Origin of the sequence: Gordonia sp. N1V, from assembly GCF_029269935.1 — a bacterium.
GTDB lineage: Bacteria > Actinomycetota > Actinomycetes > Mycobacteriales > Mycobacteriaceae > Gordonia > Gordonia polyisoprenivorans.
On the sequence record NZ_JARJDD010000001.1, the window covers coordinates 233,861 to 250,004 of the forward strand.

Consider the following 16,144-nt stretch of genomic DNA (forward strand, 5'->3'; position numbering starts at 1 on the left):
GCGCTTTTCAGAACACCTTGCTGATCTCGGCGGCGGCGTCGGCGCCATAGGCGCCCTCGATGCGTTCGATCGCCGAGTCGTGGTCCCAGGTCCAGTCCTGGGTCGAGACCGTCTCGAGGACGAGCACCGCGACCATCGACCCCAGTTGGGCAGCACGTTCGAAGCCGAGGCCCTTGCTCACCGCGGTCAAGAAGCCCGCACGGAAGCCGTCACCGACGCCGGTCGGATCGACCTTGGCCGTCTCCGGGACCACCGGTACGTGGATCCGCGCGCCGTCGGCGCCGATGATCTCGACGCCGCCGGCACCGAGGGTGGTGATGCGGGTGCCGACCATCTCACGCACACGGTCCTCGGTGAGCCCGGTCTTCTCGCGGAGCAGACCCCACTCGTACTCGTTGGTGAACAGATAGGTGGCACCGTCGATCAGGGTGCGGGCCGACTCCCCGTCGAGACGGGCGAGCTGCTGGGAGGGGTCGGCGGCGAACGGGATGCCCAGTTCCCGGCATTCGTTGGTGTGCGCGACCATCGCCTCCGGATCGTCGGCGCCGATGAGGACCAGCTCGGCGTCATTCGCGGAGACCTCGGCGAGCGTGATCTCGCGGGCCTCGCTCATCGCTCCCGGATAGAAGAACGCCAACTGCGCCATCACCTCGTCGGTGGTGCAGGTGAATCGGGCGGTCTGATGTTTGTCCGACACCCGCACGCCGCGGCAGTCGACGCCGTGATCCTCCAGCCAGCGACGGTAGTCGTCGAAGTCCGAGCCGACCGCGCCGACGAGGACCGGCGCTCCACCGAGTTCGCCCATCGCGTAGCAGATGTTGCCGCCGACCCCACCGCGCCGGACGACGAGGTCCTCGGCGAGGAAGCTCAGCGAGATGTGGTCGAGATGGTCGCCGAGCAATTGCTCGGAGAATTTGCCGGGGAACTTCATCAGATGGTCGGTAGCGATCGAGCCACATACATAAATGGTCACGGGGGTCTTCAGCCCTATCTGCTCGGCGGTACTGCTGGGCAACGACCTTTCACGCTACCGACCGGTGCCACAACGCATCCGACCGCATCCCCGGTGTCCGGGAATGCGGTCGGAAGGAGATGGATCTCGGGCGGACTCAGTTGAAGGAGTCGCCGCAGGCGCAACTGCCGGTCGCGTTCGGATTATCGATGGTGAAACCCTGCTTCTCGATGGTGTCGACGAAGTCGATGGTCGCGCCCTGGACGTAGGGAGCACTCATCCGATCGACGGCCAGGGTGACCCCGGCGAAGTCGGCGGTGAGGTCACCGTCGAGGCTGCGGTCGTCGAAGAACAGCTGGTAACGCAGGCCCGCACAGCCACCCGGCTGGACGGCGATGCGCAACGACAGGTCGTCGCGACCTTCCTGGTCCAGAAGGGCCTTGGCCTTCGACGCGGCGGCGTCGGTCAGGATGACTCCGGTGCTGGTCGCGGCGCCGGATTCGTTCTGCACAGTCATCGATGCTCCTCAGTGCTGGTCGAGGCCGGCTCGGTGGGGCCGGTTGCGGTCAGTCCCCGCGCAGACGCGCGGAAACGCACATTCGTACGGTCGGCTTCAACGGTACCCCGTCATGACCTATTCCCGCCGCCGGTCGACTCCCACGCCGCCGCGATACCGCGAGCCATCCGCTCGAGCTGGTGGTCGGCGTCGTCCATCGCCAGCCGCACCGATCCGGCGTGGTCGACGAGCGAATGCGCCGCAGCGATACCGGCGTCGGCGATCTCGTCGGCGCTCAGTGCGATCTGCCCGGCGACGACCACTGTCGGTACCGACGCCGCACGCGCGGTGGCGGTGAGAGCGGAGACGACCTTGCCGCGCAGGGTCTGGCTGTCGAACTTGCCCTCCCCGGTGATCACCAGGTCGGCGCCGGCGATCTGTGCGTCACGATCGGTGACCTCGGCGACCACCGTCGCACCGGAGACGCGCCGAGCACCGAGTGCCAGCAGCGCCGCACCCAGACCTCCGGCGGCACCGGCGCCCGCGTCGGCGCCGACATCGCGCCCGGCCATGCGGGCGAGCACCCGCGACCACTGGGTCATGCGCTCTTCGAGTCGTCCGACGGTGTCGGCATCGGCCCCCTTCTGCGGGCCGAACACCGCGGCCGCGCCCGAGGCACCGAGTAACGGGTTCTCGACGTCGGATGCCGCGACCACCTCGATCGCGGCGCAGCGCGCGACCGCGCGATCCGGGCCGCCGAGGGCCTCGACGAGTCCGCGACCGCCGTCGGTGGTGGCGCTGCCACCGAGTCCTACGACCACCGAACCGACCCCGAGGCGCAGCGCCGAGTCGACGAGCTGCCCCACGCCGAAGGTGTCGGCAGCCATCGCCGTCCGTGTGGTGGGGCGCCCGCCGAGTTGGTGCAGACCGCATGCCTGCGCGCATTCGATGTAGGCGACGAGGTGGTCGGGATCGCGGTCGTCGAGCAGCCACTGCGCGTCGACCGCGGCGCCGAGCGGCCCGTAGACCGTCTCGGTCTGCAGCGTCCCGAGATGCGCGGCGAGGACCGCGACAAAACCCGGCCCCCCGTCGGACTGGGGTGCGCGGATCACCTCGTCGGCGGGTCGGGCCGAGAGCCATCCACGGGCGACGGCGTCGGCCGCCGATACCGCGGTCAACGTGTCACCGAACGAGTCGGGTGCGATCAGGACGCGCATCGGACCTCGCCGATGGGCGTCGGAAAAGCCAGGGAAATCACCGGGGCCGCCATGCGGGGCAAGTATAGGGAGGTCGGCGCATCACGGCAGCGCGGATCACCTAGGCTCGTCGGTGTGAAACTGCCATGGAAGAAGGACGACTCCGCACCCGCGGACGAGTCCGTCGAGACCCTTGACGATTCCGACTCGGCGGATTCGGTTGATCTCTCGAAATCGCAGCGTGGCAGTGCATACACGCCCGCCAAGGGCCGCCCGACACCCTCGCGCCGGGAGGCCGAGGGCCGTCGTCGCGGTCCGGTCGCGCCGCCGCCGACGACCCGCGCCGAGGCCCGCGCGCGCAAGAAGGAACTGCGCAGCTCGATGTCGCGGGAGGACAAGAAGAAGGCGTCGGCCGACCGCCGGGCCCAGCGCCTCGAGCAGCGCGAGCGGATGATGGTCGGCGACGAGCGCTACCTGATGCCGCGTGATCGTGGTGACGCCCGTCGCTACACGCGCAACCTCGTCGATTCCCGACGCAACTTCGCCGGGCTGTTCATGCCGTTCGCGATCGTGTTGATCGTGGTGATGTTCGTGCCCTCGATCGCGGTGTACTCAACCTTCCTGCTGCTCGCCTTCGTCATCCTGATGGCCATCGACGGGGTGATCCTGGGCCGCATGGTCAACAAGCGGGTGGCGCAGCGCTATCCCGACGCCGGCGAGGGTGGTCTGAAGCTCGGCTGGTACGCCTTCACCCGCGCGATGCAGCTACGTCAGATGCGCGCGCCGAAACCGCAGGTCTCCCCCGGCGACGAAGTCTGAGCCGATGACCGCACGAGGGGTCCGGACGCTGGTCCTGGGTGGGGTTCGGTCGGGCAAGTCCGCACACGGCGAACAGTTGCTGCGCGCGGCCGCATCGGTGCGTTATGTGGCCACCGGGCCGACGCTGACGACTGATGCCGAGTGGACCGCGCGCGTCGAGAGACATCGGCAACGGCGTGATCCGAGGTACACGACGGTCGAGACGAGCGATCTGGCGTCGGAACTGCGGGCCGACCCGCACACGACGACACTCGTCGACGATCTGGGCAACTGGCTGGCCGCCCGCCTCGACGCCACCGGTGCGTGGTCGGCGACGGCCACCGTCGACCGCTCCGCCGAGAACAATGAATTATGTTCGGCGATAGCCGAATTCACCGGCGATCTGGTGTTGATCAGTCCCGAGGTCGGATTGGCACCGGTGGCCCCGACCCCGGCCGGACGACTCTTCCAGGACGAACTCGGCGCGCTCAACGAGGCCGTGGCCGCAGTGTGTGATCACGTGGTCCTCGTCGTGGCCGGCCGCGTCATCGACCTGACCGAAGCACCCCGGGCCGAGGCCCCGGCAACGCCCGATGCCGTGACCACCCCGACCGCGCCGACGACGGCTGCGCCGGTACCGGATGCACCGACGCCACCAGCGGTATCTGCACCGACCCCGCCCGCGCCCGCCGCTCCCGCGAGCGCCCCTGCAGCCGCGATCCCGATGACCGGACCCGTGCCCGACGCGACCGACGCCGAGATCTTCGACGCCATCGACCTACCCGACGAACAGGTCGCCGAGGCGGCCCGGGCACGCCAGCTCGAACTCACCAAACCACCCGGCTCGCTGGGCCGGCTCGAGGAGATCGGGGTGTGGATCTCGGCGTGCCAAGGGGTCTGTCCCCCACGGCCGATCGAGACGCCCACCGTCGTGGTCTTCGCCGGCGATCACGGGGTGGCCCAGGGTGGCGTGTCGGCCTTTCCGCCGGAGGTGACCGCGCAGATGGTCGCCAACATCGCCGCCGGCGGTGCGGCCGTCAACGTGCTCGCCCGTCGGTGCGGTGCGACGGTCCGGGTCGCCGACATCGCCGTCGACGCCGACACCGGTCCGGAGGTCTCGGCCTACAAGGTGCGGCGCTCCAGCAACGATCTGCGGGTCACCGACGCATTGACCATCGAGGAGGCCCGCCGAGCCCTCGCCGCCGGGCGGGCCATCGTCGACGATCTCGTCGACTCCGGGGCCGATCTGTTGATCGCCGGTGACATGGGGATCGGCAACACCACGCCTGCCGCGATCATCATCGGCACCCTCGCACGTCGCGAACCCGTCGAGGTGGTCGGACGCGGCACCGGCATCGACGACGTCGGATGGATGCGCAAGACCGCCGCGATCCGCGACGGGATGCGCCGCGGGCGTCGCCATCGCAGCGACCCGCTCTCACTGATCGCGGCGGTCGGGGGCGCCGATCTGGCTGCGATGGCCGGTTTCCTCGCCCAGGCGGCGGTACGGCGCACACCGGTGATCCTCGACGGCGTGGTGGTCACGGCGGCCGCACTCATCGCCGTGGAGATGGCCCCGGGCGCGACGCGGTGGTGGCTGGCCGGTCACCGCTCGGTCGAACCGGCCCACGGCATCGCCCTGGAATACCTGGATCTCGAACCGCTGCACACCTATTCGATGCGCCTCGGTGAGGGCACCGGTGCGTTGTCGGCGCTGCCGACGGTCCTCTCGGCCGTCGACATCATGACGTCGATGTCGACCTTCGCCGACGCCGGTGTCAGCGATGCCGACGCGTTGCCGTCGGATTCCGTCGACAGCGCGGATTCCGATGTGGCACAAGCACCTTCGCCCACCTGATCTCACCGATGAGCCCGGTACGCGCGATCGCCGTCTCGCTGTCCTGGCTGACCGTGCTCCCTGTACCCCGGCGTGTCACCGACGCAACCGCCGACAGACGGCTCGGCGGCGCGGTCATCGCAGCGGTACCCGTGGTCGGCGTACTCCTCGCGGCGGTGGCGACCCTGATCGCGTGGGGGCTCTCGTACACCGCCGCGCCGGAGGCGCTGATCGGCGTACTCGTTGTCGGCGTACTCGCCGTCGGCACCCGGGGTATGCACCTCGACGGTCTCGCCGACACCGCTGACGGTCTCGGGTGCTACGGACCGCCGGAGAGGGTCACCGAGGTGATGCGTTCGGGTTCGGTGGGCCCGTTCGGCGTGGCGACCCTGATCCTGGTGCTGGCTCTGCAAGCTGTCGGTCTCACGACGCTGATCGCCCAGAATCGTTGGTGGGAGCTCGGTCTGGCGATCGGTGTCGCACGCGTCGCCGCGGTGCTCGCGTGCCGGCGGGCGCTGCCGCCTGCCCATCCCGATGGCTTCGGTGCTCTGGTCGCCGGTACGCAACGCATCGCCGCGGTCGTGTGGTCGGTGGTGGCGGTCGCCCTCGGCGTCGTGATCGGCGGCCTCGATGGCTCTGTCACCGCCCATTCGATCACCGCCCATTCGATCACCGCCGGGCTGCGGGCGGGGGCCACGATCGTGGTGATGCTCGCGTTCACCTGGCTGTTCAGTCGGCATTGTGCACGACGGATGGGCGGCATCGTCGGCGACGTCCTCGGCGCCGTCATCGAACTCGGCACCGCACTCGTCCTCGTCGGACTGATCCTCTGAGTCGGTCTGCACACTGCACAGCCGCGGCGCATCCTGGGCGTATGCCATTGCCGGACCGAAATTTTGACGGATTCGCACTGTATGCGGCACTCGACGCCCGGCGCCGGGAGCAAACGTTGTCCTGGAACGCCCTCGCCCGCCAGGTGTGGGACCTCTCGGCAGCACTCAACGCGGCACGCCCCGATGATCACTCGTTCAGCACATCGGCGATCGCCAGCCTGCGCACACACGCGGCAACACCAGCTGCCAGCACGCAGTACTGCTGCTGTGGTGGCTGAACGCGACCACGGAGGACTTCGTCACCCCGGAGGACTTCGTCACAGACCCGGCAACCGGGACCGCCGGCGTCGAACTCCCACGATGCGACGACGCGCATCGCCTTCGGTGGAATCTCGGTCGGCTGTACGCCACGCTCGACGCCGCAAGAACCCGACGCGGGGCCACGTGGGCACGGACGGCGGCTCGGCTGGGCTGCTCGCCGGGCCAGCTGACCGGCCTGCGGACCGCCCGCTACTCCACCAATATGCGCCTGGCCATGACGATCACGCAGGCCCTGCGGCGTCCCGCCGCCGAGTTCGTCTACGCCGCCGACTGGTGAGAGCGACTCAGCGCCGGTAGAGCTCGGTCATCCAGCCGTGGGTGTCGGCGAACTTGCCGCGCTGGATACCGGTGAGGGTGTCGCGCAGCGCGAGGGTCACCTCACCGGGTGTGCCGTCCCCGATCGAGTAGTCGTCGGTCTCGCTCTTGACGTGGCCGACCGGGGTGATGACGGCTGCGGTCCCACACGCGAAGACCTCGGTGATGTCGCCGGAGGTCACACCCTTGCGGAGTTCCTCGGTGGTGATCTTGCGTTCCTCGACGGCGAACCCGGCGTCGGTGGCCAGGGTCAGCAACGATTCCCGGGTGATGCCCGGTAGCAGCGAGCCGGTGAGTTCCGGGGTGACCAGTCGCGCGTCGGCGCCCGAGCCGAAGACGAAGAACAGGTTCATCCCGCCCATCTCCTCGATGAACCGGCGCTCCACGGCGTCGAGCCAGACCACCTGGTCACAGCCCTTCGCGGTGGCCTGCTGCTGGGCCAGGAAGCTCGCGGCGTAGTTGCCGCCGCACTTGGCGAAGCCCGTGCCGCCCGGGGCTGCGCGGACGTATTCGGTCGACAGCCACACGCTGACCGGCTTGATACCACCGGCGAAGTAAGCGCCGGCGGGCGAGGCGATCACGCAATAACGGTACTGCGTCGACGGGGCGTTGACGCCCAGCCCGGCCTGCGAGGCGAACATGAACGGCCGCAGATACAGCGATTCCTCACCGCCGGCGGCGGGGACCCACTCGTTGTCGGCGTCGAGCAGCGCGCGCAACGAGGAGATGAAGTCGTCCACCGGCAGCGGCGGCATCGCCAGACGCTCCCCCGACCGCTGCAGGCGCAGGCCGTTGGCCTCCGGGCGGAAGGCGGCGATCGACCCATCGGGCTGACGGTAGGCCTTGAGCCCCTCGAAGACCTCTTGGCCGTAATGCAGCACCATCGCCGACGGATCGAGCGCAATGGGGCCGTACGGGGTCACCTTGGCGTCATACCAACCACGGTCCACGTCGTAGTCCACCATCACCATGTTGTCGGTGAAATACTTGCCGAAACCGGGAGCTGCGAGGATGTCCGCGCGCTGCGACTCCGACACCGGGTGCGGGTGCTCGGTACGGGTGAACTGCAAGGTCATTGGCCCATCGTAGCGCCGCGGCGCAAGGCGATCGGTGCCAGGTTCCTGTGTGCGCCGGGCCGGGGTTGCAGTCGTGCGAGGGGTGGCAGACGTGTGGGCACCTCAGACGTGCGACTCGACGAACGGCGGGATCACGACTTCGCACGGCAACGCCCGACCGCGCACATCGATGACCACCTCGGCTCCCTTGCCGATGCCCGCGGCGGTGTCGATGAGCGCCAGCGCGATCCCCTGTTTGAGGGTCGGCGAGAAGGTGCCCGAGGTGCACAGGCCGATCCGTTCGCCGCCCGCCGCGGTGAGCACATCGCAGTCGGCGCGCGGCACCCCACGACCGGTGGCCCGCAGTCCGTAGAGACGACGGGCGGGACCGTTCTCCTTCTCCGCGAGCAGCGCCTCGCGCCCGAAGAACGCGGGCTTGTTCCAGCCGACCGCCCACCCGGTGCGGGCCTGGACGGGGGTGATCTCCGGTGAGAGTTCGTGGCCGTGCAGCGCATATCCCATCTCGGTGCGCAGGGTGTCGCGCGCGCCGAGTCCGGCGGGCAGCCCACCGAACGCGGTGACCTGAGCCATCAGCGCGTCGAACACCGGTCCGGCGTGCGCCCACCCGGGCAGGATCTCGTAGCCGCGTTCGCCGGTGTAGCCGGTCCGGCACACACGCACCGGCGCGCTACCCCCGTCGATCGACAGTTCGGCGTCGGCGAACGCCATGTACTCCATCTCGGTGGGCAGTCCCACCGCGGCGAGCACTTCCGGGCTTTTCGGTCCCTGCACCGCGAACACCGCGTACTCGCGGTGCAGATCGGTGATCGCGACACCGTCGGGCGCGACCGCCGCCAACGCTGCGACGACCGCTGCGGTGTTGGCGGCGTTGGGCACGAGGAACACCTCGTCGTCGGCGACGAGGTAGGCGATCAGATCGTCGATGACGCCGCCGGAATCGTTGCAGCACAACGTGTATTGGGCTTTGCCCGGCGCGATCTTGGCGAGGTCGTTGGACAGGGTGGCGTTGACGAACTCCGCGGCGCCGGGGCCGGCGACCAACGCCTTGCCGAGGTGGCTCACGTCGAAGATGCCGACGGCCTCGCGTACCGCGGTGTGCTCGGCGACGGTGCCCGAGTACGCGACGGGCATGTCCCACCCGCCGAATTTGGCGAAACTCGCCCCGAGTGCTGCGTGTCGATCGGCAATGGGTCCGGCGAGGAGTTCGGTCATGGCGCTCAACCTACCGCGAGCGCGGCGCACAGGACGATCACCACGGGAGCTCAGCTCCCGGCGGGAACCCCGAACCCCTGCAGTCCGGGATCGGTGGCGAGGTCGGCGGTGTGCAGGGTGACCCCATCCGGTGGCTGGTTGCCGCCGACGGTTGTCACCTCATCGCCGTTGACGGCAACCACGATGTTGGTGTGTTGGCCCCACCGGCTGGGTTTGTCGTAGATCACGATGTCGCCGGGCTGCGGGCGATGACCCGGCCCCCGCCAGCGTCCCGAGCTGTGCAGGTAGTCGGTGAGCGTCGCCACACCCGGGATGCGCCACGATCCGGAGTTCGGATTGTCCAGCGGCACACCGGATTCGTGCATCACGGTGCTGACGAAGTCGGCGCACCATGGTTCGTCGACGCCGCCGGAATAGGTGGTGCCCGACGCATTGCGCGCGTATTCGGCGCGTACCGACTCGATGATGCGGGCTCGAGAAGCGGTCAGTGTGGTGGTGTCGACGACCGGAAACGGCGGCCTCGCCCGGCCGGTCATCCCGTTCACCGCGCGGGACACCGCGTCGTCGTCATGGCGGTATGCACGGACGCCGATCACCGTCGCCGTGCATGCGGCGATCACCACGAGTGCGATCACCCATGCCGCCCTGGTTCGCCTCATCTGTTCGCCCACCCCGTCTCTCGTCGTCACACCGCCATCGCAACGCCGCGTCGTTGTGGCGGGTTCCCGCTGCGATGGCACGTCGGTCGGTCGGATGACGGGCAGCCGACGAGGCGCCTGTGGCAAGGTTGGTCGGGTGAGCAAGAACGAGAGCGTCGACCGCACTCGCGGTCCCCAGATCACCCTGACCACCTCCATCGACAAAGACGACGAGGCCCTCGTACTCGGCCTCGTCGCCACCTCCTCCGACGACACCACTGCCGACAACACCACCGACCCCGCTGCACCGACCCTGCTCGGCGCCGACGTCCTCGACGATGCGTCGGCGGCGGCAGTCACCGCCGCGCTGTCGGCGGTGGGCGCCACCGGTTCCCACGGTGAGGTCACCCGGCTGGCGGCGCCGGAATCACTCGGCGTACGCGTTGTGGTGGCCGTCGGCGTCGGCGACGAGAAATCGCTCGACGACCCGGAGAAACTCCGCCAGGCCGCCGGTGTCGCGATCCGTTCCCTCGAGGGCTTCGACGTCGTCGCCACCACCCTGGGCTCCACCGACATCGGTGCCGCGGTTGAGGGACTGTTCCTCGGCGCCTACCGCTTCGAGGAGTTCCGCTCGTCGCGCTCGGCGTCGACCAAGCAACTGCCCGGCACCGTGCACGTCGTGGTCGAGTCCGCCGACAAGGCGGCGAAAGCCGAACTGGCACATGCCATCGCGGTCGCCGATTCGGTGGCCATCGCCCGTGACTTCGTCAACACCCCGCCGAGCCACCTCTACCCGGAGGAGTTCGCCGAACGTGCGCGCGAGTTGGGCGCGAAGGCCGGACTCAAGGTGGAGATCCTCGACTTCGACTCCCTCGAGAAGGACGGCTACGGCGGGATCGTCGGCGTCGGCAAGGGTTCGTCCCGGTTGCCGCGTCTGGTGCGATTGACCCACGCGGGCAAGAAGTCGGCCAAGAAGGTGGCGCTTGTCGGCAAGGGCATCACCTTCGACACCGGTGGAATCTCGATCAAGCCGGCCGCCAACATGGATCAGATGACCTCCGACATGGGCGGCGCGGCCGCGGTGATCGCGGCGACCATCGCCGCCGCGCGTCTCGACCTGCCGGTGTCGGTGACCGCCACCGTGCCGATGGCCGAGAACATGCCGTCGGGGACCGCGCAGCGTCCCGGCGACGTCCTGACCCAGTACGGCGGGACGACCGTCGAGGTCCTCAACACCGACGCCGAGGGACGCCTCGTCCTCGCCGACGCCATCGTGCGCGCCTGCGAAGACGATCCGGACTACCTCATCGACACCGCCACCCTGACCGGGGCGCAGATGGTTGCCCTGGGCACCCGCACCCCCGGGGTCATGGGGACCGACGACTTCCGCGACCGGGTGTCGGCACTGTCGGCCGAGATCGGCGAGAACGCCTGGCCCATGCCGCTGCCGTCGGAACTGCGTGCCGATCTCAAGTCGCGGGTCGCCGATCTGGCGAACGTCACCCCGCACCGGTGGGGCGGCATGCTCGCCGCGGGTCTGTTCCTCAAGGAGTTCGTGCCCGACGGGGTGCAATGGGCCCACATCGACATCGCCGGTCCCGCCTTCAACACCTCCGGCCCCTGGGGCTACACACCCAAGGGTGGTACGGGCGTACCGGTCCGCACGATCACGAAGGTCCTCGAGGACATCGCGGCCAACGGCTGATCGGCCACTTTTGCGCCACACACCACGTCCGTGGCGCGTACGGCGGGTAGGGTCTAGCGATGGGCGCCGGGCCACCCGCCACACGCCTGGGAGACGCGGCGCACACACCGCGACACCCCGCATCACGCACAGACCCACCACGTCGAGTTCAGGAGTCAACAGCAATGGCCTTCTCCGTCCAGATGCCCGCCCTCGGTGAGAGTGTCACCGAGGGGACCGTCACCCGGTGGTTGAAGGAAGAGGGCGACACCGTCGAGGCCGACGAGCCCCTGCTGGAGGTGTCGACCGACAAGGTCGACACCGAGATCCCCGCCCCCACCTCCGGCGTCCTCACCAAGATCATCGCCCAGGAAGACGACGTCGTGGAGATCGGCGGCGAACTCGCCCTGATCGGTGATGCCGGGGAGAGCGCCGACGATTCCGGGGACTCCGGATCCGACGACTCGGCCGATTCCGACGACTCGGCGGGCGGCGACGAACCGACCGAAGCCGGTGCGGCCGAACAGGACACCGAGGCGCCCTCGACCGAGGCAGAGGCTCCGGCCGAGAAGCCCGCCGCCGCCACCGGTGACAGCGGGGCCTCCGGGACCGACGTGCTGATGCCTGAACTCGGCGAGTCGGTCACCGAGGGCACGGTGACCAACTGGCTCAAGGCCGTCGGCGACGAGGTCGCCGCGGACGAACCACTGCTCGAGGTCTCCACGGACAAGGTCGACACCGAGATCCCGTCCCCCGTCGCCGGAACCCTGCTCGAGATCCTCGCGCAGGAGGACGACGTCATCGAGGTCGGTGGCAAGCTCGCGGTGATCGGCGATGCCTCGGCCGCCGGCTCCAAGCCCGAGCCCGAACCGGAGCCGGAGCCGCAGCCCGAGCCCGCCAAGTCCGAGCCAGAACCCGCGAAATCCGAGGAGGCGCCCGCCACGAGTGAGCCGGAACCCGAACCGGTCAAGGTCGCCTCCGCCGCAGCCCCCGCCGACGATTCCACCGATCTGCAGTCCACCCCGTACGTGACCCCGTTGGTCCGAAAGTTGGCTGCGGAGAACGACATCGACCTATCGAGCCTCAAGGGCACCGGGGTCGGCGGCCGCATCCGCAAGCAGGACGTGCTCGCCGCCGCCGAGGCGAAGAAGGCCCCCGAGCCGGCCTCGAGCCCGGCCCCGGCCGCCGCACCGGCGCCCGCAGCCACACCGGCCGCGTCGTCGCCGGAGGTCAAGCCCGAACTCGCGGCACTGCGTGGCACCACGCAGAAGATCAACCGCATCCGTCAGATCACCGCGAAGAAGACCCGCGAGTCGCTGCAGACCAGTGCTCAGCTGACGCAGGTCTTCGAGGTCGACATGAGCAAGATCGTGTCACTGCGCAAGGCGGCCAAGGAGTCGTTCAAGGCTTCCGAGGGAGTGAACCTGACCTTCTTGCCGTTCATCGCCAAGGCCGTCGTGGAGGCACTCAAGGCGCATCCGAACGTCAACGCCTCCATCGACGAGGACAAGAAGGAGATCACATACTACGACAAGGTGCATCTCGGTATCGCCGTCGACACCGAGCAGGGCCTGCTCTCGCCGGTGATCCACAACGCCGACGACCTCTCGATCGCCGGACTGGCCCGGGCCATCGCCGACATCGCCGCCCGCGCCCGCACCAACGGCCTCAAGCCCGACGAGTTGGCCGGTGGCACCTTCACCATCACCAACATCGGGAGCCAGGGCGCCCTGTTCGACACCCCGATCCTGGTGCCGCCGCAGGCGGCCATGCTCGGTACCGGCGCAATCGTCAAGCGCCCGGTGGTCATCACCGGCGACGACGGTTCGGAGTCGATCGCGGTGCGGTCGATGTCGTACCTGCCGCTGACCTACGATCACCGCCTGATCGACGGCGCCGACGCCGGTCGCTTCCTGACGACGATCAAGAAGCGACTCGAGGCCGGCTCGTTCGCCGCCGAACTGGGCCTCTAGGCACCGATGCGGGTAGCCGTCGCCGGCTCGTCGGGGCTGATCGGTTCGGCCCTGATCACCGCGCTGGAATCGGCGGGCCATTCGGTGCGCCGGCTGGTCCGGCGCGAGGCGACCGAGCCCGGTGAATTCAGTTGGGACCCCGAGACATTCGGTGTTCCTGACGAGGCCCTCGACGGCGTCGACGCGGTGGTGAGCCTCGGCGGCGTCGGGGTCGGCAACGGCCGGTGGAGCGGACGGTTCAAACAAGAACTCCGCGACTCCCGGATCCCGCCGACCGAGGTCATCGCCGAGGCCGTCCGCCGGACCGGTGTCCCCACCCTGGTGAGCGCGAGCGCCACCGGGTACTACGGGGACACCGGCGCGCGGACGGCCACCGAGGTCGACGGCCCCGGCTCGGGATTCCTGGCCGAGCTGACCGTCGACTGGGAGGCCGCGGCGACCGCCAACTCGGGCGACCGGACCCGTGTCGTCCTGTTGCGGACCGCACCGGTGCTCGCACCGCACGGTGGCCTGCTGGCCAAACTCCGACCGCTGTTCAAGCTCGGCCTCGGCGGCACCATCGGCAATGGGCAGCAGTACTTCTCGTGGATCTCACTGGTCGACGAGATCCGAGCGATCGAGTTCGTGCTGGATTCGGCGATCAGCGGTCCGGTGAACCTGTGCGCACCCGGAGCGGTTCCGTTCGCGACGTTCGTCGACGCCTTCGGCCGGTCGGTGCACCGGCCCACCCTGATGGGCGTTCCCGCGTTCGTCGCCCGCAAGGCGGGCGGCGAGATGATCGAGGAAATGGTTCTGTACTCCCAACGCGTTGCACCCGGTGTGCTCACCGACCACGACTTCGTCTTCACCCATCTCACCATCGATTCGGGGCTGGAGTACGCCAATGGACGCTGACACACCGACAGCCATCGGTACCCGACGGGCATCGCTGCGCGCAGCCGACACGCCCGTCGAGATCCGGCGGCTCGGTGTCCTCGACTACCGCGAGGCCTACGACCTTCAGCATCGACTCGCCGGCGAACGTGCCGACGGCACACTCGATCACGATCTGTTGCTGCTGCTCGAGCATCCGTCGATCTACACCGCGGGCAAGAGAACCGAGGACGCCGATCGTCCGACCAACGGCGCCGAGGTGATCGACGTCGACCGTGGCGGACGGATCACCTGGCACGGGCCCGGACAGCTCGTCGGCTATCCGATCATCAAGCTCGCCGAGCCCCTCGACGTCGTCGAGTACGTCCGCCGGCTCGAGGCGGCGCTCATCGGTGTCTGTGCGGCGCACGGCGTGGCCACCACCCGCGTCGCCGGCCGGTCGGGCGTCTGGGTCGTCGACGACTCGCCCGACCTGGGACAGTCCGGGGAACGCAAACTCGGCCAGATCGGCATCCGGGTGGCGCGCGGGGTCGCGCTGCACGGGTTCGCCCTCAACGTCGACCCCGACATGAGCGCCTTCGACGCGATCGTTCCGTGCGGCATCGCCGACGCCGGGGTCACGTCCCTGAGCCGCGAGGCCGGGCGGGAACTCTCGGTCGGCGACCTCGCCGATGAGGTCGCCGACGCCGTCCTCGCGGCTCTGGACCACAGTGAGATCGCCCTCACCCCGCAGGTCGGGCATGCCGACGGCGCGCGCGTAGCATCGGTGCGGTGACCGTGTCAGAGACCCGCACCGCACCCACGGCGCCGGCGTCGACCCCACAAGGGTCGCCCCCCGCCTCGTCCGCCCTCACCTCGTCCACCCCCGCCTCGCCCGCCGCGCCGACCGACCCGTCCCCCAACGGACGCAAGTTGTTACGCCTGGAGATCCGCAACGCGCAGACCCCGATCGAACGCAAGCCCTCCTGGATCAAGACGCGCGCGACGATGGGGCCCGAGTACACCGAACTCAAAGGTTTGGTGAAACGCGAAGGGCTGCATACGGTCTGCGAGGAAGCCGGATGCCCCAACATCTACGAGTGCTGGGAAGACCGCGAGGCCACCTTCCTCATCGGCGGCGAGCAGTGCACCCGCCGGTGCGACTTCTGCCAGATCGATACCGGCAAGCCCGCCGAACTCGATCGCGACGAGCCCCGCCGCGTCGCCGAGAGCGTGCAGGCGATGGGCCTGCGCTACTCCACCATCACCGGCGTCGCCCGCGACGACCTCCCCGACGAGGGTGTCTGGCTCTACGCCGAGACGGTGCGTGCGATCCACCGGCTCAACCCTGGTACCGGTGTGGAGAATCTGATCCCCGACTTCCACGCCAAGCCCGATCTGCTCGCCGAGGTCTTCGAGTCCCGGCCGGAAGTGCTCGCACACAACCTGGAAACGGTGCCGCGGATCTTCAAGCGGATTCGTCCGGCGTTCCGCTACGAGCGGTCCCTCGATGTGCTCACCCAGGCCCGTGACTTCGGTCTGGTCACCAAGTCCAACCTCATCCTCGGGATGGGTGAAACCCCGGCCGAGGTGCAGTCGGCGATCGTCGACCTGCACGAGGCCGGTTGCGACATCCTGACGATCACCCAATACCTGCGCCCCTCGGCGCGCCACCATCCGGTGGAGCGTTGGGTCAAGCCCGAGGAGTTCGTCGATCATTCCGAGTTCGCCCGCGAGGTCGGATTCGCCGGGGTGATGGCCGGGCCGCTCGTGCGTTCGTCCTACCGCGCCGGCCGGCTCTACGCGCAGGCGATGGCGCATCACGGGCGGGAGTTGCCGCCGTCGTTGGCGCACCTCGCCGACGAGGGATCGGCCAGCCAGGAGGCCTCCTCGTTGATGGCGCGACTGGCCCGCTGAACCGGACACCTGCGCCGGTGACCGCATTGTCGATCAGCGCGCCC

15 protein-coding genes are annotated in these 16,144 nt (G+C 69.2%); 9 read left to right on the plus strand and 6 right to left on the minus strand.

All coding sequences use genetic code 11. The annotated features are described in order from the left end of the window. Nucleotides 1-7: 7 nt before the first annotated feature. From P3L18_RS01040 to P3L18_RS01050, 3 genes are all read right to left on the minus strand, one after another. Nucleotides 8-973 carry a carbohydrate kinase family protein gene (locus P3L18_RS01040; RefSeq protein ID WP_006370551.1) on the minus strand — a complete coding sequence of 322 codons (966 nt, stop codon included), beginning with the start codon at nt 971-973 and terminating at the stop codon, nt 8-10. Nucleotides 974-1,109: 136 nt separating this feature from the next. Next, nucleotides 1,110-1,469 (minus strand): iron-sulfur cluster assembly accessory protein, encoded by a 360-nt coding sequence (locus tag P3L18_RS01045; protein WP_006370552.1) that lies wholly within the window; start codon nt 1,467-1,469, stop codon nt 1,110-1,112. A 110-nt stretch (nt 1,470-1,579) separates the two neighbouring features. After that, complete coding sequence (locus tag P3L18_RS01050) at nt 1,580-2,665, minus strand: glycerate kinase (RefSeq protein ID WP_276112979.1); 1,086 nt, start codon at nt 2,663-2,665, stop codon at nt 1,580-1,582. A gap of 114 nt (nt 2,666-2,779) precedes the next feature. Here P3L18_RS01050 and P3L18_RS01055 point away from each other — a divergent pair, with 114 nt between their 5' ends. Genes P3L18_RS01055 through P3L18_RS01070 form a run of 4 tightly spaced genes read left to right on the plus strand, consistent with a single transcriptional unit; the run spans nt 2,780 to nt 6,390 of the window. Next, a complete protein-coding gene (locus P3L18_RS01055; RefSeq protein WP_276112980.1) occupies nt 2,780-3,463 on the plus strand; it encodes a DUF3043 domain-containing protein in 684 nt (227 codons plus the stop codon). A gap of 4 nt (nt 3,464-3,467) precedes the next feature. Then, entirely contained in the window at nt 3,468-5,300 is a 1,833-nt protein-coding gene (gene cobT, locus P3L18_RS01060; protein ID WP_276112981.1) for a nicotinate-nucleotide--dimethylbenzimidazole phosphoribosyltransferase, read from the plus strand. 8 nt (nt 5,301-5,308) lie between these two features. Continuing rightward, the gene (locus P3L18_RS01065) at nt 5,309-6,112 is read left to right on the plus strand and encodes an adenosylcobinamide-GDP ribazoletransferase (protein ID WP_020170891.1); all 804 of its coding nucleotides are present in this window, start codon (nt 5,309-5,311) and stop codon (nt 6,110-6,112) included. A 41-nt stretch (nt 6,113-6,153) separates the two neighbouring features. Then, nucleotides 6,154-6,390 (plus strand): hypothetical protein, encoded by a 237-nt coding sequence (locus P3L18_RS01070; RefSeq protein WP_231386650.1) that lies wholly within the window; start codon nt 6,154-6,156, stop codon nt 6,388-6,390. 327 nt (nt 6,391-6,717) lie between these two features. On the opposite strand, the gene P3L18_RS01075 is transcribed toward P3L18_RS01070, so the two are convergent. The 3 genes from P3L18_RS01075 to P3L18_RS01085 form a co-directional block, all read right to left on the minus strand. After that, nucleotides 6,718-7,824 (minus strand): branched-chain amino acid aminotransferase, encoded by a 1,107-nt coding sequence (locus P3L18_RS01075; RefSeq protein WP_006370558.1) that lies wholly within the window; start codon nt 7,822-7,824, stop codon nt 6,718-6,720. A gap of 102 nt (nt 7,825-7,926) precedes the next feature. Then, nucleotides 7,927-9,036 carry a glycine cleavage system aminomethyltransferase GcvT gene (gcvT, locus tag P3L18_RS01080; protein WP_276112982.1) on the minus strand — a complete coding sequence of 370 codons (1,110 nt, stop codon included), beginning with the start codon at nt 9,034-9,036 and terminating at the stop codon, nt 7,927-7,929. A gap of 50 nt (nt 9,037-9,086) precedes the next feature. After that, a complete protein-coding gene (locus P3L18_RS01085) occupies nt 9,087-9,695 on the minus strand; it encodes a CHAP domain-containing protein (protein ID WP_276112983.1) in 609 nt (202 codons plus the stop codon). A 136-nt stretch (nt 9,696-9,831) separates the two neighbouring features. Here P3L18_RS01085 and P3L18_RS01090 point away from each other — a divergent pair, with 136 nt between their 5' ends. From P3L18_RS01090 to lipA, 5 genes are all read left to right on the plus strand, one after another. After that, complete coding sequence (locus tag P3L18_RS01090; RefSeq protein ID WP_276112984.1) at nt 9,832-11,379, plus strand: leucyl aminopeptidase; 1,548 nt, start codon at nt 9,832-9,834, stop codon at nt 11,377-11,379. 164 nt (nt 11,380-11,543) lie between these two features. Then, nucleotides 11,544-13,331: a 2-oxoglutarate dehydrogenase, E2 component, dihydrolipoamide succinyltransferase gene (gene sucB / locus P3L18_RS01095; protein ID WP_276112985.1), complete on the plus strand. Its 1,788-nt coding sequence runs from the start codon at nt 11,544-11,546 to the stop codon at nt 13,329-13,331. A 6-nt stretch (nt 13,332-13,337) separates the two neighbouring features. Beyond that, nucleotides 13,338-14,225: a TIGR01777 family oxidoreductase gene (locus tag P3L18_RS01100; RefSeq protein WP_276112986.1), complete on the plus strand. Its 888-nt coding sequence runs from the start codon at nt 13,338-13,340 to the stop codon at nt 14,223-14,225. Next, on the plus strand, nt 14,215-14,979 hold the full coding sequence (gene lipB, locus P3L18_RS01105) for a lipoyl(octanoyl) transferase LipB (protein WP_006370564.1): 765 nt from the start codon (nt 14,215-14,217) through the stop codon (nt 14,977-14,979). Before P3L18_RS01100 ends, lipB begins: the two co-directional genes overlap by 11 nt. After that, the gene (gene lipA / locus P3L18_RS01110; protein ID WP_276112987.1) at nt 14,976-16,100 is read left to right on the plus strand and encodes a lipoyl synthase; all 1,125 of its coding nucleotides are present in this window, start codon (nt 14,976-14,978) and stop codon (nt 16,098-16,100) included. The genes lipB and lipA overlap by 4 nt, the downstream gene beginning before the upstream one ends. The last annotated feature ends 44 nt before the right edge of the window (nt 16,101-16,144 follow it).